General features: G+C 68.2%; 16 protein-coding genes. 7 read left to right on the top strand and 9 right to left on the bottom strand.

The window, feature by feature from the left end:
- Positions 1-8: 8 nt before the first annotated feature.
- The 3 genes from H7F38_RS23730 to H7F38_RS23720 form a co-directional block, all read right to left on the bottom strand.
- Positions 9-1,037 (bottom strand): LacI family DNA-binding transcriptional regulator, encoded by a 1,029-nt coding sequence (locus H7F38_RS23730; protein WP_187092054.1) that lies wholly within the window; start codon positions 1,035-1,037, stop codon positions 9-11.
- Positions 1,034-3,496 carry a glycoside hydrolase family 2 protein gene (locus tag H7F38_RS23725; RefSeq protein ID WP_187092053.1) on the bottom strand — a complete coding sequence of 821 codons (2,463 nt, stop codon included), beginning with the start codon at positions 3,494-3,496 and terminating at the stop codon, positions 1,034-1,036. The genes H7F38_RS23730 and H7F38_RS23725 overlap by 4 nt, the downstream gene beginning before the upstream one ends.
- Positions 3,497-3,696: 200 nt before the next feature.
- On the bottom strand, positions 3,697-4,740 hold the full coding sequence (locus H7F38_RS23720; protein WP_187092052.1) for a YbhN family protein: 1,044 nt from the start codon (positions 4,738-4,740) through the stop codon (positions 3,697-3,699).
- Positions 4,741-4,929: 189 nt separating this feature from the next.
- Between H7F38_RS23720 and H7F38_RS23715 the strand changes: the two genes are divergently transcribed.
- Positions 4,930-5,808, top strand: a complete 879-nt coding sequence (locus tag H7F38_RS23715; protein ID WP_305080147.1) for a 3-hydroxybutyryl-CoA dehydrogenase — start codon at positions 4,930-4,932, stop codon at positions 5,806-5,808.
- Positions 5,809-5,996: 188 nt separating this feature from the next.
- Here the strand turns inward: H7F38_RS23715 and H7F38_RS23710 are convergent, their stop codons facing one another.
- The 4 genes from H7F38_RS23710 to H7F38_RS23695 form a co-directional block, all read right to left on the bottom strand.
- Entirely contained in the window at positions 5,997-7,793 is a 1,797-nt protein-coding gene (locus H7F38_RS23710) for a long-chain fatty acid--CoA ligase (protein ID WP_187092051.1), read from the bottom strand.
- 134 nt (positions 7,794-7,927) lie between these two features.
- A complete protein-coding gene (locus tag H7F38_RS23705; protein ID WP_187092050.1) occupies positions 7,928-8,854 on the bottom strand; it encodes a transglutaminase family protein in 927 nt (308 codons plus the stop codon).
- The gene (locus tag H7F38_RS23700) at positions 8,851-9,816 is read right to left on the bottom strand and encodes an alpha-E domain-containing protein (RefSeq protein ID WP_187092049.1); all 966 of its coding nucleotides are present in this window, start codon (positions 9,814-9,816) and stop codon (positions 8,851-8,853) included. The genes H7F38_RS23705 and H7F38_RS23700 overlap by 4 nt, the downstream gene beginning before the upstream one ends.
- A complete protein-coding gene (locus H7F38_RS23695; protein WP_187092048.1) occupies positions 9,816-11,519 on the bottom strand; it encodes a circularly permuted type 2 ATP-grasp protein in 1,704 nt (567 codons plus the stop codon). Before H7F38_RS23695 ends, H7F38_RS23700 begins: the two co-directional genes overlap by 1 nt.
- Before the next feature lie 209 nt (positions 11,520-11,728).
- Here H7F38_RS23695 and H7F38_RS23690 point away from each other — a divergent pair, with 209 nt between their 5' ends.
- The 3 genes from H7F38_RS23690 (at position 11,729) to H7F38_RS23680 (ending at position 17,058) form a co-directional block, all read left to right on the top strand.
- Positions 11,729-12,655, top strand: coding sequence for a cation diffusion facilitator family transporter (locus H7F38_RS23690; RefSeq protein WP_187092047.1), 927 nt, complete (start codon positions 11,729-11,731; stop codon positions 12,653-12,655).
- A 52-nt stretch (positions 12,656-12,707) separates the two neighbouring features.
- Positions 12,708-14,618 (top strand): primary-amine oxidase, encoded by a 1,911-nt coding sequence (locus H7F38_RS23685; RefSeq protein ID WP_187092046.1) that lies wholly within the window; start codon positions 12,708-12,710, stop codon positions 14,616-14,618.
- 430 nt (positions 14,619-15,048) lie between these two features.
- A complete protein-coding gene (locus H7F38_RS23680; protein ID WP_187092045.1) occupies positions 15,049-17,058 on the top strand; it encodes a CAP domain-containing protein in 2,010 nt (669 codons plus the stop codon).
- Positions 17,059-17,153: 95 nt separating this feature from the next.
- On the opposite strand, the gene H7F38_RS23675 is transcribed toward H7F38_RS23680, so the two are convergent.
- Positions 17,154-17,777: a superoxide dismutase gene (locus H7F38_RS23675; RefSeq protein WP_187092044.1), complete on the bottom strand. Its 624-nt coding sequence runs from the start codon at positions 17,775-17,777 to the stop codon at positions 17,154-17,156.
- 120 nt (positions 17,778-17,897) lie between these two features.
- Positions 17,898-19,688 (bottom strand): dolichyl-phosphate-mannose--protein mannosyltransferase, encoded by a 1,791-nt coding sequence (locus tag H7F38_RS23670; RefSeq protein ID WP_187092043.1) that lies wholly within the window; start codon positions 19,686-19,688, stop codon positions 17,898-17,900.
- Between the two features lie 23 nt (positions 19,689-19,711).
- Here H7F38_RS23670 and rsmI point away from each other — a divergent pair, with 23 nt between their 5' ends.
- From rsmI to gndA, 3 genes are all read left to right on the top strand, one after another.
- Complete coding sequence (rsmI, locus tag H7F38_RS23665) at positions 19,712-20,557, top strand: 16S rRNA (cytidine(1402)-2'-O)-methyltransferase (protein ID WP_187092042.1); 846 nt, start codon at positions 19,712-19,714, stop codon at positions 20,555-20,557.
- A gap of 273 nt (positions 20,558-20,830) precedes the next feature.
- Positions 20,831-21,298, top strand: a complete 468-nt coding sequence (locus H7F38_RS23660) for a GatB/YqeY domain-containing protein (protein ID WP_187092041.1) — start codon at positions 20,831-20,833, stop codon at positions 21,296-21,298.
- Between the two features lie 116 nt (positions 21,299-21,414).
- Positions 21,415-22,860, top strand: coding sequence for an NADP-dependent phosphogluconate dehydrogenase (gndA, locus tag H7F38_RS23655; protein WP_187092040.1), 1,446 nt, complete (start codon positions 21,415-21,417; stop codon positions 22,858-22,860).
- Positions 22,861-22,974: the final 114 nt, after the last annotated feature.

Raw genomic sequence — 22,974 nt, 5'->3', positions numbered from 1 at the left:
GCGGTAGGTCATCGGGCGGGAAAGGGCGGCGCGGTACTGCCTCTGGGCAGGAACTCCGCCTGGCTGTCACGGTAGGCCGCGGGTTCCGACCCGGCCAGCAGATCGAGCATCCGGCGGGCCGTGTGCATCCCGAGCGCCTGGATGTCGCGGCTCATCGCCGACAGGGTCGGGTGGGTGATCCGGCACAGCGGCGAGTCGTCCCAGGCCAGCAGGGAGAGATCGCGGGGGACGCTGCGCCCGAGTTCGGCGGCCACCGACAGGCCCGCCACGGCCATCACGTCGTTGTCGTAGATGATCACGCTCGGCGGTGTCGCGGCGGTGAGCAGTCGGCGGGTGGCCCTGGCCCCGCTCTCCCCGGTGAAATCGGTCTCGACGATCATCTCGAGATCTGTTGGAGTACCCAGAGTCTCGGTGATCGAGAGCATCGCCTCGGTGCGCCGTGCGATATGTCGCAGATGAGCTGGACCGGCCACCCTGGCGATCCGGTGATGGCCCAGGGTGACCAGATACCGCAGCGCGCCGTCCATCGACGCGAAATCATCGGTCCACACACAGGTGAACCCGCCGGCCACGTCCGGTGCGCCGACCACGACCGTCGGTACGCCGAGGGACTGGAGCACCCCGATCCGTTCGTCGTCGACGGTGAGATCCACCAGCACCACACCGTCGACCTGACGATCCCGCCACCAGGCCCGGTGGGTCTGCGCCTCGCGGGCGCGGTCGGGAGCCATCTGCAGGAGAAGGGAGATCGACTTCGCGGAGAGCACCTCCTCCATCCCGGCGATGAACTCCATGTAGAACGGTTCGGTCTCCAGCAGTCTCGCGGGGCGGGCCAGCACCAGCCCGACGGCATTGCTGCGACCGCCGGCCAGTTTCCGTGCAGTCTGGCTCGGGCTCCAGTCGAGTTCACGCGCGATCTCCTGGACCCGTTGCCGGGTCTGCGCCGACACCCCGGGCAGGCCGTTCAGCGCGTAGGACACTGCACCCTTGGAGATCCCAGCCCTGGCTGCGATGTCGGAAATGGTGACACGCTTCATCGCGATGCGGTGGCGACCAGATCGTTCAAGCACACCAGGGCGCCGGATTCGGCGAACCCGGTGGCCAGAGCAGCCGCCGGGGCCTTGATCCGGAAGGTGTGACTGCCTCCGGCGACGATCGTCGCGAGCGCCTCGTCCGCGACGGCGTCCGGGTGCCAGCGGTCGGCCATCACGACCACGTGACGGGCCAGCGACTGCGCGGTGACCGTCACGTCGATGCCGTCCGCCCGCTGCTGGACGACCGTGGTCAGCACATCCGCGGTCAGGGCCAGATCCTTGTCCGGCGCGAAGAACCAGAACGCCCGTTCACCGCCGGCGGCGGTGGCGACCAGGAACTCGCCCCGCTCGTCCAGGGCGCCGGTGATGCGGTCCGGGAGCTCGACCGAGGCGCTGGACACCCGATCGACCACCAGCCGGGTCTGGAAGGTGGCCAGCACGACGCCGTCGAACGTCAGGCGCTGCACGGTGGCGGCCCCCCGCCAGGACACGCTGCTGTCGTTGACCCCGATCAGGGTGGTCCGTCCCTCTCGCGGCTGGATGGTCAGCAGCCGGTCGGCGAACGCCGAGCGCAGCCCGTACCAGAGCAGCTTCTTCTTCCCGTCGCCGTCCACCGCCGCCCAGCTGGTCACCGGCCAGCAGTCGTTGAGCTGCCACACCACGGCACCCATGCAGACACCGCGGTGCGACCGGAAGTGCTCGATGCCGTAGCGGATCGCCTCGGCCTGGTTGAGCTGCATGAGGTAGTGCCACTGGTCGAATCTCTCGTCCACCGGCAGGTGCGGCGCTGCGCCCCGGGCGAGTTTGCCGTTGCCGTCGGTCGCCTTCTGGTGGTGCAGCATCCCGGGTGACGTGTGGGTCAGCGGCCGGTCGTGGATGGAACGCCGGATGGTCGAGATGTTCGGCGGCCCCTGATATCCGAACTCGGAGACGAAACGCGGTACGTGGTCACGGTATTCGCTGTAGTCGACGTCGTTCCAGACATCCCAGATGTGCCGCAGACCGTAGCGGTCGTCATTGGGGTGGATGTCCATCGTCCCGGAGAACGGGCTGCCGGGGTAGTAAGGGCGGCTCGGGTCGATCTCGGCCATCAGGCCGGGCAGGATGTCGAGATAGTAGCCGGAGCCCCAGGTCCGGGTGCTGACCGGCTCCTGCCACGCCCAGTCGAACCACCCCCAGATGTTCTCGTTGCAGCCGTCCCAGAGCACCAGGCTCGGGTGCGGCATCAGGCGGCTGATGTTCTCCCTCGCCTCGGCGATGACCTCACCGCGAATCGGCTCCTCCTCCGGGTAGGCGGCACAGGCGAACAGGAAGTCCTGCCAGACAAGAACTCCCAGCTCGTCGCAGAGACCGTAGAAGTCGTCGGACTCGTAGAGACCGCCGCCCCAGACCCGCAGCAGGTTGACGTTCGCGTCGACGCCCTGGGTGATCCTGGTGCGCAGCCGATCGGCGGTGATCCTGGAGGGGAAGCAGTCGTCCGGAATCCAGTTCGCCCCGCGGACGAAGATCGGCACGTCGTTGACGACCAGTGCGAAGGCGGAACCGATCTCGTCGTCGTGCGTGTCGAGCCGGATGCTGCGGAAGCCGATGCGCTGCCGGCGGCGGTCCAGCACGGAGTCCGGCCCGGAGAGCTCGACGTCCAGGTCGTAGAGGGGTTGGGAACCCAGATCGTGGGGCCACCAGAGCTCGACGTCCGGAACGTCCAGCGTCAGTTCGACAGAGGTGCTGCCGGCCGGGATGTCGGCCGTCGCCACGAGCCCGGAGATGCGTGCGGTGGCCGTCAGGGGGGAGTCGCTCGCGCGGTCCAGGTCCAGTTCTAACCGGACGTGCCCGCCGGCCCCCCGGACCGAGGCCGTCGGCCGGACCTGGGCAAGTCGGGCCGTCGACCAGGTCTCGATGGCGATCGGTTTCCAGATGCCCGCCGTCACCACGGTCGGACCCCAGTCCCAGCCGAAGTTGCAGGCCATCTTGCGGATGAAGTTGAAGGGCGTCGGATAGGCGTTCGGTAGGTCGCCGAGTTGCTGCTTGATGCTCTCGGCGTAGGCCCAGGCGGAGTCGAACACGACCTCGACCTCGTTCTCGCCCTCGCGCACCACGTCCGTCACCGGGATGCGGTAGGACCGGTGCTGGTTGAAGAACCGTCCGACCTGATGACCGTTCAGCAGCACGGTGGCCACCGTGTCCAGGCCGTCGCAGACCAGGTCGAGGCGGTCGAAATCCCCTGCGCTGTGGGTGAAGCGGGTGGTGTAGGACCACTGCTGGTGGCCGATCCAGTCGAGCGCGAGTTCGTTCTCGTCGAGGTAGGGGTCGGAGATCAGGCCGGCCGCCAGCAGGTCGGTGTGCACGCAGCCCGGGACCGAGGCGGGCACGGTCGGCGGCAGCGGTGGAGGCTGGTGGGACGGGTCTGCCGACGCCAGCCGGAGGGTCCAGTCCTGGGTCAGTTCTCGACGGACGACGGGCATGTTGTGTTTCCCCTGCTACGAAGATCGCTGGAAGACCGGAGTGGCTCGGCGAGTCCCGAATGTATCAGGCTCGAGGCCTGAGTTGACGAACCGGTTAAGTAACGTAGCGCGGCAGGTGAACAGCAGCTATCGGAGCCCGGTGCGTCGCACCGCGCAGAGTTGGTGAACGTTGAGGGCTGAGGTGCCCTGGAGCCGGTCCGTCAGAGCGAGGTCATCTGCTCCGGCGGGGTGATGTGGGAGATGATCAGTAGCGTCACGCCGCCGACGGCCAGGATCAGTCCCAGTTTGACCGCCCGGTAGAGCAGAGCGGCGGCCACCGCTGCCCCGGCCGGGATGCCGGCCGCGATCAGCGCCGCGCCCAGGGTGATCTCGACGACGCCGAGCCCGCCCGGGGTGAGGTTCAGGCTGGAGGCGCCGGCTCCGGCGGCCCAGGCCAGCACGATGCCCTGCCAGGGCACGTGAGCGTGGATGGCCATCAGCGCACAGGTCAGGCAGAGAAGATCGGCGGTCCAGTTCAGGACGGCCATCGCGGTGGCGACGACGGCGCTGTGCGGCGTCAGGCGCAACGAGGTCAACTGGTCGAGGATGCCTGCACTGATGACGGCCGGATCGCCGCTCGGACGGCGGATTACTTTCCTCGCGACCGTGAGCACGGTCGTCACCGCGGTGGTGGCCAGCTGTTTGACCCTCGGCCGCCGCAGACCGGCGAACAGGAAGATGATCGGGATGACCACTCCGACGGCGGTGACCAGGCCGGTGATCGCCAGACCGGTCGAACCGCTGAGAATTGCGCCCAGGGCGGCGATCCCGGCGAAACTGACCGAGGAGTAGACACCGGAGATGGCCAGCGCCCATGCGGCGACCGTGCGGTCGACGCCGATCGCGGTGAAGCGTCGGTACGCGAAAACTGCGGCGGCGGCCGATCCGACCAGCGGCAGGGACAATGAAATGGCATTGCCGGCGTAGACGGTGGCCAGCACGGACGGCAGTGACCGCTGCCCGCCGCGCACGCTGATCAATCGACGCTGCTCGCGCGCCAGGGCTCCGACCGAGATCACCTGGGCCACGATGGCCAGGGCGACCCAGGCCCAGTTGGCATTGGCCAGGAGGCCGGGCAGACCGGCGAACCGATGCCGCTGCCAGACGAGCAGAGCGACGACCGCGGCGCAGAGGATGGCGGTCAGGGCGACCCGGAGCGGGCGTACGCGAGCCGCGGCAGCGGGCGGCTCGTCGATGGTCGTCACAGCGGCGTCCTTGTCGTCGGGGGTCGTACCAGGCCTCATCAGTGTGCCGGTTGGCGCTGACGTGCTCCTGAGATTTCTCGCACACGGCCGCCGCCGTTCTTCCCGCGGGTGCTGTCGTATCGTCCACTCCAAGGTCGTCCGGACCCACCGAAGAGCTGGGCGAACGCAGAACGTGAGGCAACGGCGCACATGACCGAGCACATCAGCAGGGCCATCACCAGGGTCGGCGTCATCGGAGGTGGTCTGATGGGATCCGGGATCGCCGAGGTCTGCGCCCGGAGTGGTCTGGACGTTATCGTCTCGGAGGTACGCCCCGAATTCGCCGAATCGGCCAGTCGGCGGATCGCCGCCTCGATGGCCAGGGCGGTCAAGGCGGGCAAGGTGGACCCAGACGAGGCCGACCAGGTGAATGCGCTGATCAAGGTGGTCGTCGGGCTCGAGGAACTGGCCGACCGTCAGCTGGTGATCGAAGCCGCGACCGAGAACGAGCAGCTCAAGTTGCAGGTGTTCACCGATCTCGACCGGATCGTGACGGATCCGGATGCGATCCTGGCCTCGAACACGTCATCCATCCCGATCTCGAAGCTGGCGGTGGCCACCGGACGTCCGGACAAGGTGGTCGGTGTCCACTTCTTCAACCCGGCCACCGTGCAGAAACTCGTCGAGATCATCCCGTCGCTGCTGACGAGCACGTGGACCGTCGATTCGGTGGTCGAGTTCGCGACCGTCGCCCTGGGCAAGACGGTGGTCCGGGCCAAGGACCGCGCCGGCTTCGTGGTCAACGCGCTGCTGATCCCCTACCTGCTGTCCGCGGTGCGGATGTTCGAGGGGGGCCACGCCACCGCCGAGGACATCGACAACGGCATGGTGCTCGGTTGCGCCCATCCGATGGGACCGCTCCGGCTGCTCGACCTGGTCGGGCTCGACACCGCCAAGTCTGCTGCCGAGTCGATGTACGCCGAGTACGGCGAACCCCACTACGCCCCGCCGGCTCTGCTGTCCCGGATGGTCGAGGCCGGGTTGCTGGGCCGCAAATCCGGGCGCGGCTTCTACGACTACGCCACCTGAGCCCGCCCCCCCCGTCGCGCTGATCAACTTCGCCCGCGCTCACGAAGGTGCGGCTTTTGTGACTGGAGTGAAGCGAGTCAACCCGATCATGAGCGCCGGCGAAGTTGATAAGCGCGGGTGGGGGCTGATCCGGGGGGAGGCAGGCACGCGGGGCTGATCCTCGCCGGCCGGGGGAGGCAGCGGGGAGGTCAGTCGACGTAGAGCTCGTCGAGCTGGTCCATGTGCTGCTTCTCGACGACCTTGCGGCGGACCTTTATGGAGGGGGTCAGCTCGCCGTCCTCGATGGTCAGGTCACGCGGGAGGATGACGAAGCGCTTGATCGTCTCCCACCGCTCCAGCTTGGAGTTGAGTTCGTCGACGTAGCCGCCGATCATCTGGCGGACCCTGGGGTCGACGGCCAGTTGTTCCGACGTCTGCCCGGACAGGCCGTTCACCGCGCACCAATCCGCGATCGCCTCCGGGTCGAGGGTGATCATCGCGGAGATGAACTTGCGGCCCTCGCCGTGCACGATGATCTGGGACGCGTACGGGCACACGGCCTTGAAGATGACCTCGATCTTCTGCGGTGCGACGTACTTGCCCCCGGAGGTCTTGATCAGATCCTTCTTGCGGTCGGTGATCCGCAGGAAACCGTCGGTCAGCTCGCCGATGTCGCCGGTGTGCAGCCAGCCGTCGACCGTCAACACCTCCTCGGTCGCGCCCGGCAGGTTGTGGTAGCCGCGCATCACACCCGGTCCGCGGACGAGGATCTCGCCGTCGGAGGCGATGATCACCTCGGTGCCGGGCAGCGGCGGGCCGACCGTGCCGATCCGTGCGTCACGGGGCAGGTTGACGAAGGTGGCGGCGCTGGTCTCGGTCATCCCGTAGCCCTCGAGCACGGTCAGGCCCGCTGCGTCGAACCACTCGGCCACCTCCCTGGACAGCGCGGCCGACCCGGAGACGAAGAACTTGATCCGGCCGCCCATGACGGCGCGGATCTTGCGGAAGACCAGCCGGTCGGCGATCGCCAGCTGCGTCGCGTGCAGCCGCGTCAACGGGCGGCGCAGCTGGCGCCGGCGGGATGCGGCCAGGCCCACCCCGAACGCCCAGTCGAAGATCCTCAGCTTCAGGCCGCCCGCGCCCTGGCTGGTGAGAGTGACCTTCGCCCTGACCTTCTCGAAGATCCGGGGGGCGCCGGCCATGAACGTCGGGTGCACCTCGCCCAGGTTCTCGACGATCTTCGTCAGGTCCCCGTCCACCGCGGTGGCGAACCCGATCTGCAGCTGGACGGCGACCAGCATCTTGCCGAACACGTGCGAGAGCGGCAGCCACAGGTACTGCACGTCATCGGGCTGCAGGATGCCGAGTTCGGTGACGGCCCTGCCCTCGTAGGTCCAGTTCTCGTGCACCAGGCGAACGCCCTTGGGCCGTCCGGTGGTGCCGGAGGTGTAGATCAGGGTGGCCAGGCTGTCCGGCGTCAGCGCATCGATGCGCTCGTCGACCGCGCCGGGAGTGCGGGCCAGCAACGCCCGTCCGCGTGCGGCCAGCTGGTCCCACGACAGGATCTTCCCCCCGTCGCCCTCCCCGTCCATCAGCACGATGGCGGTCACGGTGGGCAGGTCGCCCGCGGTCACCTTGGCGGCCTGGGCGGCATCCTCGGCGATGACGACCACCGAGGCCGAGTCGGCCAGGATGTAGTCGACGTCCTCGGCGGCAGTCGAGGGATAGACCGTGGTGGTGGCCGCTCCGGCGCAGGCGATCGCGAGATCGGCCAGGATCCATTCGAGCCGGGTGCCGGACGCGATGGCCACCCGCTGCTCGGCCGTGACACCGAGATCGATGAGCCCCGCGGCGATCTCGTAGACCTGGACCTTCGTCCCGGCCCAGTTCAAGGACCGCCAGCCCGACCCGGACCTGCTGCGGAAGGCCTCGGCGGCCGGCGTTGCGCTCACCCGTTCCCGGAACAGATGTCCGAACGAAACAGATTGGTGGTCGGTGCTGGCCATGACGTCCTCCTCGACGAAGCCGCGGTGGAATCAGCGAAAGCGGGAAACGAATTCGAGAGCACGCGACGAGTTCTTCTGCCCAGGTTACTGCCCCCCGGTGCTGCCGATCGCACCCATCGGAGGCTGCCCCCGGGTCAGCGCAGGCGGGTGACCCTGACGGTGACCTCGTTGCCGCTGGCCTCGGGCCCGGCATAGACGCCCTTGACCGGCGGGACGTCGCGGTAGTCGCGGCCCCGGCCGACGACCACGTGCGAGTGGCCGGGCGAGGAGGCGTTCGTCGGGTCGTAGGGCACCCACATGCCGTCGAACCACTCGATCCAGGCGTGCGACTGACCGATGACGGTCTTGCCGATCTCGGCATCCTTGTCCGGGTGCAGATAACCCGAGACGTAGCGCGTCGGAATGCTCATGGCCCGCAGCATCCCGATCGCCAGGTGCGAGAAATCCTGGCAGACACCACGTTTCTCGGTCCAGGCCTCGACTGCCGAGGTGTGGACGCCGGTCGCGCCCTGTTCGTACTTGAGCGACTTCTTCAGCAGCGAGCAGACTTCGCGCCCGGCCGCAGACGGATTTCTGGCCTGGGCCCTGATCTGCTCGCTCAGTCCGTTCAGCTCGTCGTTCAGCTCGGTGAGGTGCGTCGGGGTCAGGAACTCCTCGTAGCGATCGTGGCAGTCGGAGGACACCAGTTGTTCCCACGTCATCTCGTCCGGGTGGGCGGTCCCTGCTCCGTAGCCGCCGGCACCGAAGGCCGTGGCCGGGAACGTCTCCACCGTCGAAGTCGCGGTCACCGTCAGGTGCCGGTGGGCACGGTGCACGTCGAACGACGCGACCCTGGTCCCGAAGTAGTCGAGATAGCTGGTGACGCCCTCGAACGGATCGATCTCCATCCGGGACGACAGCACGGCCTGTCCGGGCTCGTCGGACGGCTGCATCCGGAACTCGTTGTAGGAGGTGGTGACGGTGTCCGGGTAGGTGAGCTCGGTGCGATGCACGATGAGCAGACGCCAGATGTCCGATCCGTAGTTGGAACCGTTGGTGATGTCCGCCGTCCCCACGCTCATGCCATGACCCCGTCCGATCCGATGTTGGCCCAGGTGACCTCGTCGCCACGCCGGAAGAACGAGTTGCTGACCGCGACGTGGGCGCTGGCCACGGTGCGCTGCAGATTCGTCAGCAGGTTGCCGAGCTCGCTGGTCAGCTCGGTCCCGGTCCGGTAGTCCAACCCCGTCCTGGTCCGCCCGACGATGCGGCGGGCCGACGACGGATCGCGCCGCGGATCTCGCTGCTGCCCGGACCCGACGGCCTCCAACTCGGCCAGCGAGGCCTCCGCCGCCGTCAGGCAGCGCAGCACCGAGCGGGGGAACTTGCGGTCCAGCAGGGCGAATTCGATCGCGGTGCGCTGCCCGATGGATCCGCCGTGCTCCCGGACGTACGGTTCCCAGCCGCCGCAGGCGCTGACCAGGGCCCGCCAGGGGGGAACCGATCCGGTCTCCGAATCGGCGGCGGCGATCAGCCGGATCGTCATGTCGGCGCGTTCAAGGGCCCGTCCGACGGCCAGGAAGTGCCAGCCCTCGTCGTGGCTCATCACCTGATCGGTCAGGCCGGCCGCGATCGCACACCGCTCGGACACCCAGCGCAGGAACGTGTGTGGGCCGCCACCGGTGGAGGCGCGGCTGCGCAGGCCGTGCCAGGTGACGTTCAGGCATTCCCAGACGTCCAGCGGCAGGGCGTCGCGGACCCCGCGGGCGTTGTCCCGCGCCGCGATCAGGGCACCGGAGACCGACGACGCACGCTCGGTGTCGAAGACCAGCGTGCGGATCAGCTTGCCGGAGTCGGCGCCCTCCACCTCCTCGTCGCCGGACAGGCCCATCGAATCCACCAGGGAGCGGATCACCTGGTGGTCGGTGGCCCACGACCCGGTCGGCAGCAGGTGCAGGTAGGTGTCCAGGATCCGGGCCGTGCAGTCGGCCCGTTCCACGTGTCGGCCCAACCAGTACAGCGACTCGGCGATCCGGCTCAACATCACTGCCCCGCAGGGGTGGAGGAGAAGGACTGCCCATCGGGAAGGGCGGTCGGGGAGCCGGCCGTCGCAGCAGCGCGACGATGCTGTTGCTGCTGACCCTGCTGGTGCCGCAGCCCGGCGCCGTCGTCGTCGGGGGTGACGGGCGGGTCGAAGAAGAAGGCGCCGGTGCTCTGGGCCTCCGATTCCTGCCAGCCCACCAGCGGTTCCATGTCCTCCGGCTGGGCCGGTAGCGAGCTCTGCTGCTCGAGATCCGGTTCGGTGCGCGGGGATTCGGGTGCGGCCAGCACCCAGGTGTCCTTGGAACCGCCGCCCTGCGAGGAGTTGACGACGAGTTCGCCCTCCGGGAGTGCGACCCGGGTCAGCCCACCGGGCAGCACCCAGACGGAGTTCCCGTCGTTGACCGCGAACGGGCGCAGGTCGACGTGGCGGGGGCGGACCTTGTCGCCGATCAGGGTCGGGACGGTGGACAAGGCGATCTCCCGCTGCGCGATCCAGCCGCGCGGGTTCTCCAGGATGGCCTGGCGGGCCTTCGACAGGGTCGAGGCGTCGGCGTGCGAACCGATCACGATGCCCTTGCCGCCCGATCCGTCCACCGGTTTGATCACCAGTTCGGCAAGGTGCTCCAACGCGTACTCCAGGTGGTCGGGTTCCTCCATCCGATAGGTGTCCACGTTCAGCAGGATCGGCTCCTCGGAGAGGTAGTACCGGATGATGTCGGGCACGTAGGTGTAGACGAGCTTGTCGTCTGCGATGCCGTTGCCGACCGCGTTGGCGATCGTCAGGTGGCCGGCCCTGGCCGCGTTGATCAGGCCGGGGGAGCCGAGCATCGAGTCCAGCCGGAACTGCATCGGGTCCAGGAATTCGTCGTCCAACCGGCGGTAGATCACGTGCACCGGCATCTCACCGCCGGTGGTGCGGACGAACACGCGGTTGTTGCGGCAGATCAGATCGCGGCCCTCGACCAGTTCGACGCCCATCTCGCGGGCCAGCAGGGTGTGCTCGAAGTAGGCCGAGTTGTAGACACCCGGCGTCAGCACGACCACCGTCGGGTCGGAGACGTTGTCCGGGCCGACGGCCCGCAGCGCGGCCAGCAGCCGCCCCGGGTATTCGGCCACCGAACGGATCTGGGAGTCGCCGCCGGCCTCGGAAAGGACCTGCGAGACGGCCTGCCGGTTCTCCAGGACGTAGGAGACGCCGGACGGTACCCGGACGTTGTCCTCGAGCACTCGGAAGGCGCCGTGCTCGTCGCGGATCAGGTCGACGCCGGAGATGACGATGCGGGCGCCGTCCTGGTGGGCCATCCCGGCGACCTGGCGGTGGAAGTGGGGCGAGGTGGTGACCAGTCGGCGCGGCACCACGCCGTCCTCGAAGATCCGGCCCGGGCCGTAGCAGTCGGCCAGGAACGCCTCCAGGGCCCTGACCCGCTGCGGGACGCCGGTCTGCACGACCTTCCACTCCTGGGCGGTGACGATGCGAGGGATCAGGTCCAACGGGAACGGCCGCTCCACCCCGCCCAGGGCGAAGGTGATCCCCTGGTCGAGGAAGGTCCGGCCCATGATGTCGGCCCTGGCCTTCAGATCCGCGGCGCTCAGCGTCTGCAGAGCGGCATGAACGGATTCGTACGCAGGCCGGATGACTCCGGGTCCCGAGAACATCTCATCCCATGCCCGCCCGAACGGATAGTCCTGAAACAGGTCGGCCATGGGCCGAACCGTAGGTTCGACGTGTAACGGCAGCATGACAAGGGATTGTGGCCCTGTTACGCCGCCATGTCCCGTTCGGGAGTGTTCCCGGTGCGGCACGGGGCAACCAGCGGCCTGTGGATCGGCGTCGGCGGGCGCACGGGCCGGGGTCCCGCGGCGGTGCGTGGGAGGATCGCCGGAGGAGTACCGAGCCGCAGGAGAGCAGGGACATGAGCACCGAAGGTGGGAACAAGGCGATCCTGGCGGCGTTGTCGGCCAACGTCGGGATCGCCGTGACGAAGTTCGTCGCGTTCCTGCTGTCCGGCTCCTCGTCGATGCTGGCCGAGTCGGTGCACTCGCTGGCCGACTCCGGTAACCAGGTGTTGCTGCTCATCGGCGGTCGGCGGGCGAAACGGGCGGCGACGGCCGAGCACCCGTTCGGCTTCGGCCGGGAGCGGTACGTCTACGCCTTCATGGTGGCGATCATCCTGTTCACCGTGGGCGGTGTGTACTCGATCTACGAGGGGATCCACAAGCTCGAGCACCCGGAGCCGATCGAGCGGGCCTGGATACCGATCGTCATCCTGCTCATCTCGATTGCGCTGGAGAGCTTTTCGCTGCGCACCGCGCTCCGCGAGTCGGCCGAGCACCGCCACGGCATCTCCATCCTGCAGTTCATCCGGCGGGCAAAGGCCCCCGAGCTCCCGGTCCTGCTGCTGGAGGACATGGCCGCACTGATCGGCCTGGTCTTCGCCCTCGGCGGCGTCCTGGTGGCCGTGATCACCGGTGACGGCATCTGGGACGGGGTCGGCACGGTGGGCATCGGGCTCCTGCTGGTCCTGGTGGCGATCGTCCTCGGCGTCGAGGTGAAGAGCCTGCTGGTCGGCGAGGGGGCATCCGGCGACGATCTGGCCGCGATCACCGCTGCGGCCCTCGACGGCGACGACATCGACCGGATCATCCACATGAAGACGCTGTACCTGGGCCCGGAGGAATTGATGGTCGGGATCAAGGTCGCGGTGGCAGCGACGGACTCGGCGCGAGAGGTGGCCGCCGCCATCGACGCCCTGGAGAAGCGGGTCCGTGCCGCCGTGCCGATCGCGAAGGTGATGTACATCGAACCGGACATCTTCGACGCGACGAAGGTGACCACCTGACCCCCGCGCACCTCTGTCTGCGCGGCCGCGGCGCCGAACCCGGAGGACCAGAATGACCGACCCGCATCCGCTCGACCCGTTGAGCGGCTCCGAATACACCCGCACGGTCGAGTTGCTGCGCGCGGCGGGGGCGGTCGGTGACACCTTCCGCTTCGCGTCGATCACGCTGGCCGAACCGCCGAAGCAGGACATGCTGGCCTGGCGGCCGGGGAACCCCGTCCCGCGACGCTCGCTGTCCGTGTTCTGGGACCGCCGCGACAACGTGACCCGTGAGGCGGTCGTCGATCTGACGGCCGGGTCCGTCGTCGGCGTGACCGAGGTGCCCGGTGTCACACCGAACTTCACCGTGGACGAGTGGCACGACTGCGAGGATTCGATGAAGGCGGAGCCGCGGGTGGTGCAGGCGCTGGCCGATCGCGGGATCACCGACCTCTCGCTGGTCCTGATCGACGTCTGGACCTACGGCAGGGCGCTGATGCCGCCGCAGTGGGCCGAACGCAGGCTGGGCTGGGCGGACATCTGGCTGCGTTCGAGCCGCTACGGGAACCCCTACGCGCACCCGGTTTCCGGGATCAAGCTGATCGTCGACATGAACACGATGGAGCTGCTGGAGATCGATCTGGACTCGAGGTCGGTCCCGCCGGCACCGGTGATGGGGGAGTACGAACCGGATCTGGTGCCAGGGCAGCAGCTGCGTCAGGACGTGAAGCCGCTGCACATCACCCAGCCCGAGGGTCCCGGCTTCACCCTGGACGGTCACGAGATCCGTTGGCAGAACTGGTCGTTGCGCGTCGGCTTCAACTATCGGGAAGGCCTCGTGCTGCATCAGGTCGCCTACGACGACCACGGCGTGCAGCGGGACATCGCGTACCGCATCTCGCTGGCCGAGATGATAGTCCCCTACCGGGATCCGGGCTTCGACCACTACCGGCGGACCGCCTACGACATCGGCGAGTGGGGTCTCGGTAACATGACCACCTCGCTCCAGCTGGGTTGCGATTGCCTGGGTGAGATCCGTTATCTGGACGCTACTCTGGCCAACTCTGCGGGTGTTCCCTACGACATCCCGCAGGCGATCTGCATTCATGAGGAAGACAATGCCGTGCTCTGGAAGCACGTCGACAACAACGGTCGCGCGGAGGTGCGCCGGATGCGCAGGCTGGTGGTGTCGGCGCACGCCACCGTCGCCAACTACGAGTACCTGATCTACTGGCGCTTCTACACCGACGGCAACATCGAGTGCGAGATCAGGGCCACCGGGATCATGGTCACGACACCGATCGCCCCGGGCGATCCGGCCCCTCCGACCGGCACGTTGGTCGACCGGCAGACCTATGCACCCTTCCACCAGCACTTCCTGGTGGCCCGGTTGGACCTGGACGTCGACGGCCCGGCCAACTCGGTGGTGGAGGTGGACTCCTACGCCCCGGAGATCTCCGCGGACAACCCCTACGGTCTCGCCCTGCAGACCAGGTCGACGTTGATCGCCTCCGAATCGCAATCCGGCCGGGACTACGACTTCGGCGCGCAACGGTCGTGGAAGGTGACCAACCCGGGCCGGACCAACTTCCTGGGAACTCCGGTCGCGTACAAACTCGTTCCAGGGGCGGCGATCCCGCCACTGATGGCGCCGGGCACCCCGCAGTTCCTGCGAGCCCCGGTGATCGGCCACACCCTGTGGGTGACCAGACACCACGACGACGAGCAGTGGCCGTGCGGTGTCTACCCGACGCAGAGCGAGACCGACGAGGGAATGACGCGCTGGATCTCCGACGACGAGTCGCTGGAGAACACCGACGTGGTGCTCTGGTACGTCTTCGGCATCCACCACATCACCAGGACCGAGGACTGGCCGGTGATGCCGGCCGATACCGTGTCGTTCTGGCTGAAGCCGTTCGGCTTCTTCGACCGCAACCCGTCCCTGGACGTACCGCCCACGCCGGCCGCCGACCACTGCCACTGAGTGCGATTGACATCGAGCACTGCTGACATCGAGGGCAGCACGTCCACGCGCATCCGGACACCGTAAGGCTCAGGTCCGGGGCCGATCGGGTGATCGTGGTCCATTCGTCACGCCCCGCGAAGATCCTCGAACTGAATCGGGGTCCGTGGCTCGACGTGGTGACTCCCAGCAAGTAAACGATGTGACTCTGCGTGCCTGCTGGAAGCCCGGCACTCGCCCCGGCCGTCAGATCAGTGCGCTGATCTGCGGTAATAGTCGATCGTAGGCTGTGCTCCGACGGGCTCGATTTTCCATCAGGCCGGTCACACGTCCAGGTGATGTTGCTCATCGTAATCAAAGGCTACGGTAGGTAATAGAGCGAGAAGTGGCCAGCGCTTACTGGGCGTAGTCGCCGTCAAGGCGAACACGCCGATCATCCAGGAGACCGACAATGGTGGCAAGCGCGCGCCCGGAATACCCCCGGGCAGAGAACGTCCGCAGTTCCCGCAACTTCCGGCCGATCGCCTCGATGGTCGCGGTCGGTCTGGTGGTCGCCGGGATCGGCGTGGCGACCAATGCCGTCGCCACCGGGGTGACGCCGGTCCGCGCCGGGGCAGCCACGGCGGCAGCCACCTACGCGGCGGTGCCGCCCGCGGTGCCGGTGCCGTCCGCGCCGTCCCTCGCGGTGGTGGCCCCGGTGACCACCGGGCTCAGTCCCTTCGACTCGACGGTGCTGGACGCGATCAACGCGCAGCGTACGGCCGCCGGGATCGCCCCCCTGATCGAAGCGAGAGGGATTGATGCGCGATCACTTTCGTGGTCGAATGCGATGGCGACGGCCGGCTCGTCCGGGACCTTGTCGCACAACCCCCAGGGCTGGCAGACGCTGCTCACCTCCGGTGCCTCCGCGCGAACCACCTACGGCGAGAACGTCAGTAGCTGGACCGGTTCGCCGGTCACCGGTTTCACGCTGACGAATGCCCTGGTGGGCAACGCGAGCAACAAGAACAACATCCTCGACCCGTCCTTCAAGTACGTGGGCATCGGAACCGTCAACGGGGCAGCGGGTTCGCAATGGGACACCGTCACGTTCACCGACGCCGTCGACCCCGGGCAGATCTACGATCCGGCGCTGAAATCAATTCCGGTCGGCCAGTTGAACTCCGCGACGCTGGTGGGCAGCACGGTGCGGGTGACCGGATGGGGATACGACCCCGACACCGCGGCCGGCCCGATCCAGATCCAGCTCTCCGACACCGCTCCCGACGGCACGGTGGTCACCACGACGGTGACTGCGGCCGCCGTTCGCACCGATGTCCCGCAACTCACCGCGACCACCGGCAACGCGCACGGACTCGACGCCACGCTCCCGATCTCCAAGCGCGGAATCCATCAGATCTGCGCCACCCTGATCAATGCGGGGGCCGGCAGCACCAACCCGAATCTGGGTTGTCTGCCCGTCGAGGTCACCGGACCGATCGGCGGTCTGGACTCCGCCGTGCTGACCGGATCGACGATCAGCTTCGCCGGCTGGGCCGTGGATCCGGACGGCCCCACCACGCCGACCACCGTCACCGTCACCGACCAGGGTCCGCAGGGCACCGTCACGCTCCCGACGGTGACCGCTGATCAGGTCGATGCCAACGTCGACACCTCCATCCCGGGAGTTGGTGCGGCACATGGCTTCCTCGCGCAGACCGCCGCCACCACGGTCGGCACCCACGTCCTGTGCGCCACGGCCAACAGTCTGGCCGCCCCGGCCCGGCCGACGGCCCTCGGATGTCAGAGCGTCACCGTCGCAGCGCCGGCCGGAGCGATCACCGGCACGACGAACACCACGAACTCGGTCACCGTCAACGGCTGGGCCCTCGACCCCAACGCAGTGGGCACGGCGTCGACCGTGAGGGTGCAGATCACCGGACCCGGCGGGCCGGTCGGAACCCCGTCGGTCGTCACCGCTTCCGCCGTGGGAACCGCTTCGGCGCAGCAGTTCCCGGCGGCCGGTACGGCGCACTCGTTCAGCCTCACCGTGCCGACCAGGCAGTTCGGGACCTACCAGGTCTGCGCCGTCGCGAACTCGACCGTCGACCCGAGCGCCGGCACCGACCTCGGTTGCCAGCAGGTCAGCATCAGCAATGTGCTCGGCTGGTTGGACTCGGTGAAATCCACCACCGGCGGTCTCCAGGTACGAGGTTGGGCCCTGGACCCGGCGTATCCGTCATCGGCGGGCACCGTCTCGATCACGGTGACCGGCCAGGCGGGCACGAGGACCTTCCAGGCCACCGCCGCCCAGTCCCGACCGGACGTCGCCCGGGCCTTCCCCGGCGTCGGGAACTATCACGGGGTGGTGACCTCAGTACCGGCCTCCGGGTCGGGGAGCAACACCGTCTGCCTGAGCATGAAAGCGATGAGCAACCAGACCGTTCGGCAGTACCGGTGCCTGGTCGTGCTGGTGCCCTGAGCAGGGCCGGTTCCAGCAGGAGCCACCGCGACACCAGCAGGGCCCCGGCGCATTTTCGCCGGGGCCCTGCTCGCTGGAGATGAGAAGTGCTGGGACTACAGGAGGATCAGGCCGCTGGTCTTGGCACGGGCAGCGGTGAAGCGGGCCGTGGCATCTGCCCAGTTGACGACGCTCCACCACGCCTTGACGTAGTCCGCCTTGACGTTCTTGTACTGCAGGTAGAAGGCGTGCTCCCACATGTCCAGCAGCACGATCGGCACCTGGGCGAACGGGATGTTGCCCTGCTGATCGAACAGCTGAAGGATGTTGAGGCGCTGCCCGAGGGTGTCCCAGGCCAGGACGGACCAGCCGGAGCCCTGGATGGCGTTGGCGTTGGCGCTGAACTGCTTCGAGAAACCGTCGAAGGAGCCGAAGAACTCATCGATCGCCGCGCCCAGCTCGCCCTCGGGCCTGCCGCCGGCACCCGGGGCCAGGTTCGGCCAGAAGATCGAGTGGTTGAGGTGCCCACCGAGGTGGAACGCCAAGTTCTTCTCGAGCAGGTTGACCGTCCCGAAGGACTCCTTCTCGCGTGCCTCGGCCATCTGGTCGAGTGCGGTGTTCGCGCCGGCCACGTAGGCGGCATGGTGCTTGGAGTGGTGCAGCTCCATGATCTGACCGGAGATGAACGGCTCGAGCGCCGAGTAGTCATATGGCAGCTCGGGCAAGGTGTACTGGGCCATGGCGGCCTCCCTCACAATCGTCGGATGGCGGGTGTCTTCTGGTCAAACACCTGCTGTCGGTGGATGTTCCACAGACCCTCGAACGACCCTATACCCGTCCCCTCCGGCCCGATCCGGCGCTCACCCCCAGGACGGCAGCCAGGTCTCCATGGTGAGGCGATCGGGTGTCATCGACGACCCGTCGAGCATGGGCAGCAGCCAGATGAAGTTGGCCACCACCAGTCCCACGTAGAGAGCCACGATGCCGATCGACAGGTACCGACGTTCGACCCCCGCCCTGGCGCGGCCCAGGATGTCGCCGAGGACCAGGCAGATCCCGATGATCAGGAACGGGGCCAACGGGGTGACGTAGAAGAAGTACATCTGCCGGTTCAGGTTGGTGAACCACGGCAGGTAGTCCGCGCCGTAGGCCACCAGGACGGCGGCGTATCGCCAGTCGAGCCGGGCCACGGTGCGCCACAGCGCCCAGGCGAGGATGAACAGCGAGATCCACCACAGCGCCGGGGTACCGATGATGAAGATGCGCTGCACGCAGTCGGTACGCCCGGTGCCGCAGCCGGTCCCGTTGGGCGGGGCGTAGTAGAGCACCGGCCGGGTGCCGATCGGCCACGACCACGGCTTGGACTCCCACGGGTGACGATGAGCGGGATTGGTATCACTGGCGCCGGGTGCCCCCGGGGACAACAGGTTGGCGTGGAAGTCGAGCATCTTGAACGTCCACTGCCACAACGCGTTGTGCCACAGCCCGGCGATGCTGTGGAACAGGCCGGTCGGATTGCTCCAGTCGCCGACGTGGCTGGGGTCGGCCTCGAACTGGTGACGGGGGAAGGCGTCCTCGGAGAAGAACCAGGCCCACCACGATCCGATGTAGACGGCGAACGGGACGACCACCAGCGACCAGAGCGAGGGCGCCACGTCCCGGCGCAGCACCGCGACAACCGGTCGGTGGACGCCGATCTCGCGACGGGCGGTGATGTCCCAGATGGTGGACAGCAGGCCGAAGGCCACGATCCAGTAGACGCCGTTGTACTTGATGGCGAAGGTGAGCCCCATGAAGAAGCCGCACCCGAACCGCCACCACCTGGCCCCGAGCGCGACGCCGGCCCGGTCCCCCCAACGTCCCCAGATCGACAGCAGCCCATGACGTTCCCGCGGCAGGAATGCGTCGAAGCCCGGTGCGATCGTCGAATTGAGCCTGGCCCTGACCTGGTCCCGGTCGGCGATCAGGCAGGCGAACGCCGCCAGGATGAACACCTCCTGGAAGACGTCCAGCAGCGCCATCCTGGACATCACGAAGCTGACGCCGTCGCAGATGATCAGGATGCCGCCGATGGCGCCCATCAGGGTGGACCTGGTCATCCGGCGGACCACTCTGATCGTCAGGAAGACGACGAACGTGCCGGCGACGACGGACGCCAGGCGCCAGCCGGTCGGGGTGTAGCCCAGCAGCTGCTCGCCGATGGCGATCAGCTGTTTGCCCAACGGCGGATGGACGATGACGCCATAGGCCTGGTTGTCCTCCACCCCGTTGTTGCGGACGACCTCGGCGGCCTGCACCGCGTAGTACTTCTCGTCGAACAGCGGGGTGCCGTTGTCGGTGGCGCTCCCGACGTTCCAGAGGCGGGTGATGCCGCCGACGAGGGTGAGCACGATGGTGGTGATCCAGCCGCGGAGGCGGTCGCCGGGCATCTGCGGGAGCTTGCGTCGCTCGGGGCGGACGGGTCGCTCGATCGGCGGCACCTCGCCGATGGCCACCACACCGCTCGCCGGGTCGGGTCTCGCGAGCTGCGGGTCGGACTCGTCGACCCCGGTCAGACTCGGGTGGCCGGCAACGTGTCGATCGCCCCGCCCCGGGTCGTCCCCGATGTAGGACTCGTCACCGGACGTGGTGACGGTGGGCGGGGCAGTCATGGAGACGATCGTAGGGTGAGGACATGAGAGTCGAAGGCGTCCCGGGCCGTTTGGTGCTCGCCGGCACGCCGCTCGGCCGGGTCTCGGATGCATCTGCCGGTTTGGTTGCGGCTCTGACCTCGGCGGACGTGATCGCGGCCGAGGACACCCGGCGGCTTCACAGGTTGGCCTCCGATCTCGGTGTCTCCCTCTCGGGCACCGTGCTGTCCTACTACGAGGCCGTGGAGCAGGCCAGGATCCCCGGTCTGCTCGAGCGCATCCGGCTGGGGGACGAGGTGGTGCTGGTCACCGATGCGGGCATGCCGTCGGTGTCCGACCCCGGGTACCGACTGGTCGCCGCTGCGGCCGCAGCCGGCCTGACGGTGACCTCCGTGCCGGGCCCGAGCGCCGTCATCACCGCGCTGGCGCTGTCCGGTCTGCCGTCGGACAGGTTCACCTTCGAGGGATTCCTGCCGAGGAAAGCAGGCGAGCGGTCCACCTCGCTGGCGGCCCTGGCCGGTGAGGCCCGCACGATGGTCTTCTTCGAATCGGTGCACCGGCTCTCCGACACCCTGGTGGCGATGGTGGCGGCCTTCGGCGCCGACCGACCGGCGGCGCTGTGCCGCGAGCTGACGAAGACCTACGAGGAGGTGCGCCGGGGATCTCTCGGGGAGTTGTCGGCCGGATCCGACGGCGTGCGCGGTGAGGTCACGCTGGTGGTCGGCGGAGCCTCGGCAGACGCTGCCGGTCCGCCGTCCGACGCGGCGCTGGGCGCTGCGGTGGCTGAACTCGTGGCCGCCGGCTCGACCCGGCGGGATGCCGTGGACGCGATCGCGGCCAGATTCGGGCTACCGCGCCGGACCGTCTACGCCGTCGGTCATCGCAGTTGAACGATGTGTTGGCATGAACCCGATAGGTCGGCGTGAACCCGATAGGTCGGCGTGAACCCGATAGGTCGGCGTGAACCCGATGTGTCGGCGGGCCGGATCCGTCGGTGGGCGGGGATGACTTCATGCTGTGCCGGCCCGCTGCGGACTAACGTTCGTCAGGTCCCCGCCTTCTGCGGGAGTGGCAGTGCCCCGCGACCGGCGGGGAGCGAGTCGTGGATGTTGCGTTTGCTGGCGTACCGGGTGTCTGACAGCGGTGAGAAAAGGGTGGGGCGGATGTCCGAACTGAAGGCACGGCTGCGGTCCGATCTGACGGCGGCGATGAAGGCGCGTGATGCGCTGACCCTCGGCACGCTGCGGATGGCCGTTGCGGCCATCCAGAACGAGGAGGTCTCCGGCAGCACCGCGCGGGAGCTCTCCGACGACGAGGTCGTCAAGGTGCTCGGCCGCGAGGTCAAGAAGCGCAAGGAGTCCGCCGAGGCGTTCGACGGAGCCGGACGCAAGGAGCTGGCGGACAAGGAACGTGCCGAGTCGGCCGTCATCGCCGCCTACCTGCCCGCGCAGCTGTCCGACGACGACCTCCCCGCGCTGGTCGCCGACGCGGTCGCCGAGGTGGCGGCCGCCACCGGGGCGCCGCCGACGATGAAGCAGATGGGCCTGGTGATCAAGGCGGCCCAGGCCAGGGCGGCCGGCCGGGCCGACGGCGCCAAGATCGCCGCGGCCGTCAGGTCAGCTCTGGCCTGACGATTTCTTTCCGGGCCCGCCGGGCTGCGTAGCCCCGGCTGTTGCGGCCCGGCGGTCGTACGGAAAACTGGGTCGGCACACCTGACTGCTCACTGCCGCCACCGGAGGTCCTTGCCATGTCCGACACCACCGCCACCGCCGACATCGGTGTCACCGGTCTGGCCGTGATGGGCTCGAACCTGGCCCGGAACTTCGCCAGCAAGGGATTCGTCACCGCTGTCCACAACCGATCGACGAACAAGATGAAGGCGCTGCTGGACGAGCACGGGTCCGACGGCGACTTCGTCGGGTCCGAGTCCGCGGTTGATTTCGTCGCCTCGCTGAAGGTGCCGCGCAAGATCATCATCATGGTCAAGGCCGGCGGCCCCACCGATGCCGTCATCGACGAGCTGTCCGAGTTGCTGGAACCGGGCGACATCCTGATCGACGGCGGAAACGCCAAGTTCGCCGACACCATCCGCCGTGAGGCAGCCGCCAAGGAGAAGGGAATCAACTTCGTCGGCTGCGGCATCTCCGGTGGTGAGGAGGGTGCGTTGCTCGGACCGTCGATCATGCCGGGGGGTTCCGCCGAGGCATACAAGTCCCTCGGCCCGATCCTGGAGAAGATCTCCGCGCACGTCGACGGCGCGCCGTGCTGTACCCACATCGGTGAGAACGGCGCGGGTCACTTCGTCAAGATGGTGCACAACGGCATCGAGTACGCCGACATGCAGTTGATTGCCGAGGCCTATGACCTGCTGCGCCGGGGCGCCGGCATCGAACCCGCCGAGATCGCCGACATCTTCGCCGAGTGGAACAAGGGCGAGCTCGACTCGTTCCTGATCGAGATCACCGCCGAGGTGTTGCGTCAGGTCGACGCGAAGACCGGCAAGCCGTTCGTCGACGTGGTGGTCGACGCGGCCGGGATGAAGGGCACCGGCACCTGGACCGTGCAGACCGCGCTGGACCTGGCGGTCCCGGTGTCCGGGATCGCCGAGGCCGTGTTCGCCCGTGGTCTCTCCTCTCTGCCGGACCAGCGGGCCGCGGCCGGCGAACTGCCCGGGCCGGACGGGTCGATGTCGCTCGAAGACAAGGACAGCTTCGTCGAGGACGTCCGTCGGGCGCTGTATGCGTCCAAGATCGTCGCCTACGCGCAGGGTCTGGATGAGATCGTCGCCGGTGCGAAGGAGTACGACTGGGACATCGATCTCGGTGCGGTGGCGCGCATCTGGCGCGGAGGATGCATCATCCGGGCGGCGTTCCTCAACCGGATCACCGAGGCCTACGACGGCAAGGCGGAGCGTCCGGCGTCCCTGCTGTTCACGGGGTACTTCACCAAGGCGATGGCCGGCGTGCAGGATTCGTGGCGCTCGGTGGTGGGCGGCGCAGCCAAGGCCGGCCTGCCGACCCCGGGCTTCGCTGCCGCACTGTCCTACTACGACGGCCTGCGCTCCCCGCGCCTGCCCGCCGCATTGATCCAGGGCCAGCGGGACTTCTTCGGCGCGCACACCTACCAGCGGGTCGACACCGAAGGCACGTTCCACACCCTCTGGTCCGGTGACCGCTCCGAAGTCGACGCCTGACCCGCGTCCCGCGCGGCCCCCTACCTCAGCGCGGCTCCCGCGCTGATCAACTACCGCCGCGCCCCTCCCGCGCTGATCAACTACCGCCGCGCCCCTCCCGCGCTGATCAACTAC

Origin of the sequence: Nakamurella sp. PAMC28650 (assembly GCF_014303395.1) — a bacterium.
GTDB lineage: Bacteria > Actinomycetota > Actinomycetes > Mycobacteriales > Nakamurellaceae > Nakamurella.
The sequence above is the reverse complement of the archived record's forward strand: the minus strand, read 5'-3'. Positions and strand labels throughout refer to the sequence as shown.

What these genes read in the sequence shown, in the direction of transcription:
- H7F38_RS23675 (WP_187092044.1), bottom strand. Translation starts at nt 17,777, where the DNA reads ATGGCCCAGTACACCTTGCCCGAGCTGCCATATGACTACTCGGCGCTC.
- H7F38_RS23685 (WP_187092046.1), top strand. Translation starts at nt 12,708, where the DNA reads ATGACCGACCCGCATCCGCTCGACCCGTTGAGCGGCTCCGAATACACC.
- H7F38_RS23710 (WP_187092051.1), bottom strand. Translation starts at nt 7,793, where the DNA reads ATGGCCAGCACCGACCACCAATCTGTTTCGTTCGGACATCTGTTCCGG.
- rsmI (WP_187092042.1), top strand. Translation starts at nt 19,712, where the DNA reads ATGAGAGTCGAAGGCGTCCCGGGCCGTTTGGTGCTCGCCGGCACGCCG.
- H7F38_RS23680 (WP_187092045.1), top strand. Translation starts at nt 15,049, where the DNA reads ATGGTGGCAAGCGCGCGCCCGGAATACCCCCGGGCAGAGAACGTCCGC.
- H7F38_RS23715 (WP_305080147.1), top strand. Translation starts at nt 4,930, where the DNA reads ATGACCGAGCACATCAGCAGGGCCATCACCAGGGTCGGCGTCATCGGA.
- H7F38_RS23700 (WP_187092049.1), bottom strand. Translation starts at nt 9,816, where the DNA reads ATGTTGAGCCGGATCGCCGAGTCGCTGTACTGGTTGGGCCGACACGTG.
- H7F38_RS23730 (WP_187092054.1), bottom strand. Translation starts at nt 1,037, where the DNA reads ATGAAGCGTGTCACCATTTCCGACATCGCAGCCAGGGCTGGGATCTCC.
- H7F38_RS23725 (WP_187092053.1), bottom strand. Translation starts at nt 3,496, where the DNA reads ATGCCCGTCGTCCGTCGAGAACTGACCCAGGACTGGACCCTCCGGCTG.
- H7F38_RS23690 (WP_187092047.1), top strand. Translation starts at nt 11,729, where the DNA reads ATGAGCACCGAAGGTGGGAACAAGGCGATCCTGGCGGCGTTGTCGGCC.
- H7F38_RS23695 (WP_187092048.1), bottom strand. Translation starts at nt 11,519, where the DNA reads ATGGCCGACCTGTTTCAGGACTATCCGTTCGGGCGGGCATGGGATGAG.
- H7F38_RS23705 (WP_187092050.1), bottom strand. Translation starts at nt 8,854, where the DNA reads ATGAGCGTGGGGACGGCGGACATCACCAACGGTTCCAACTACGGATCG.
- H7F38_RS23660 (WP_187092041.1), top strand. Translation starts at nt 20,831, where the DNA reads ATGTCCGAACTGAAGGCACGGCTGCGGTCCGATCTGACGGCGGCGATG.
- gndA (WP_187092040.1), top strand. Translation starts at nt 21,415, where the DNA reads ATGTCCGACACCACCGCCACCGCCGACATCGGTGTCACCGGTCTGGCC.
- H7F38_RS23670 (WP_187092043.1), bottom strand. Translation starts at nt 19,688, where the DNA reads ATGACTGCCCCGCCCACCGTCACCACGTCCGGTGACGAGTCCTACATC.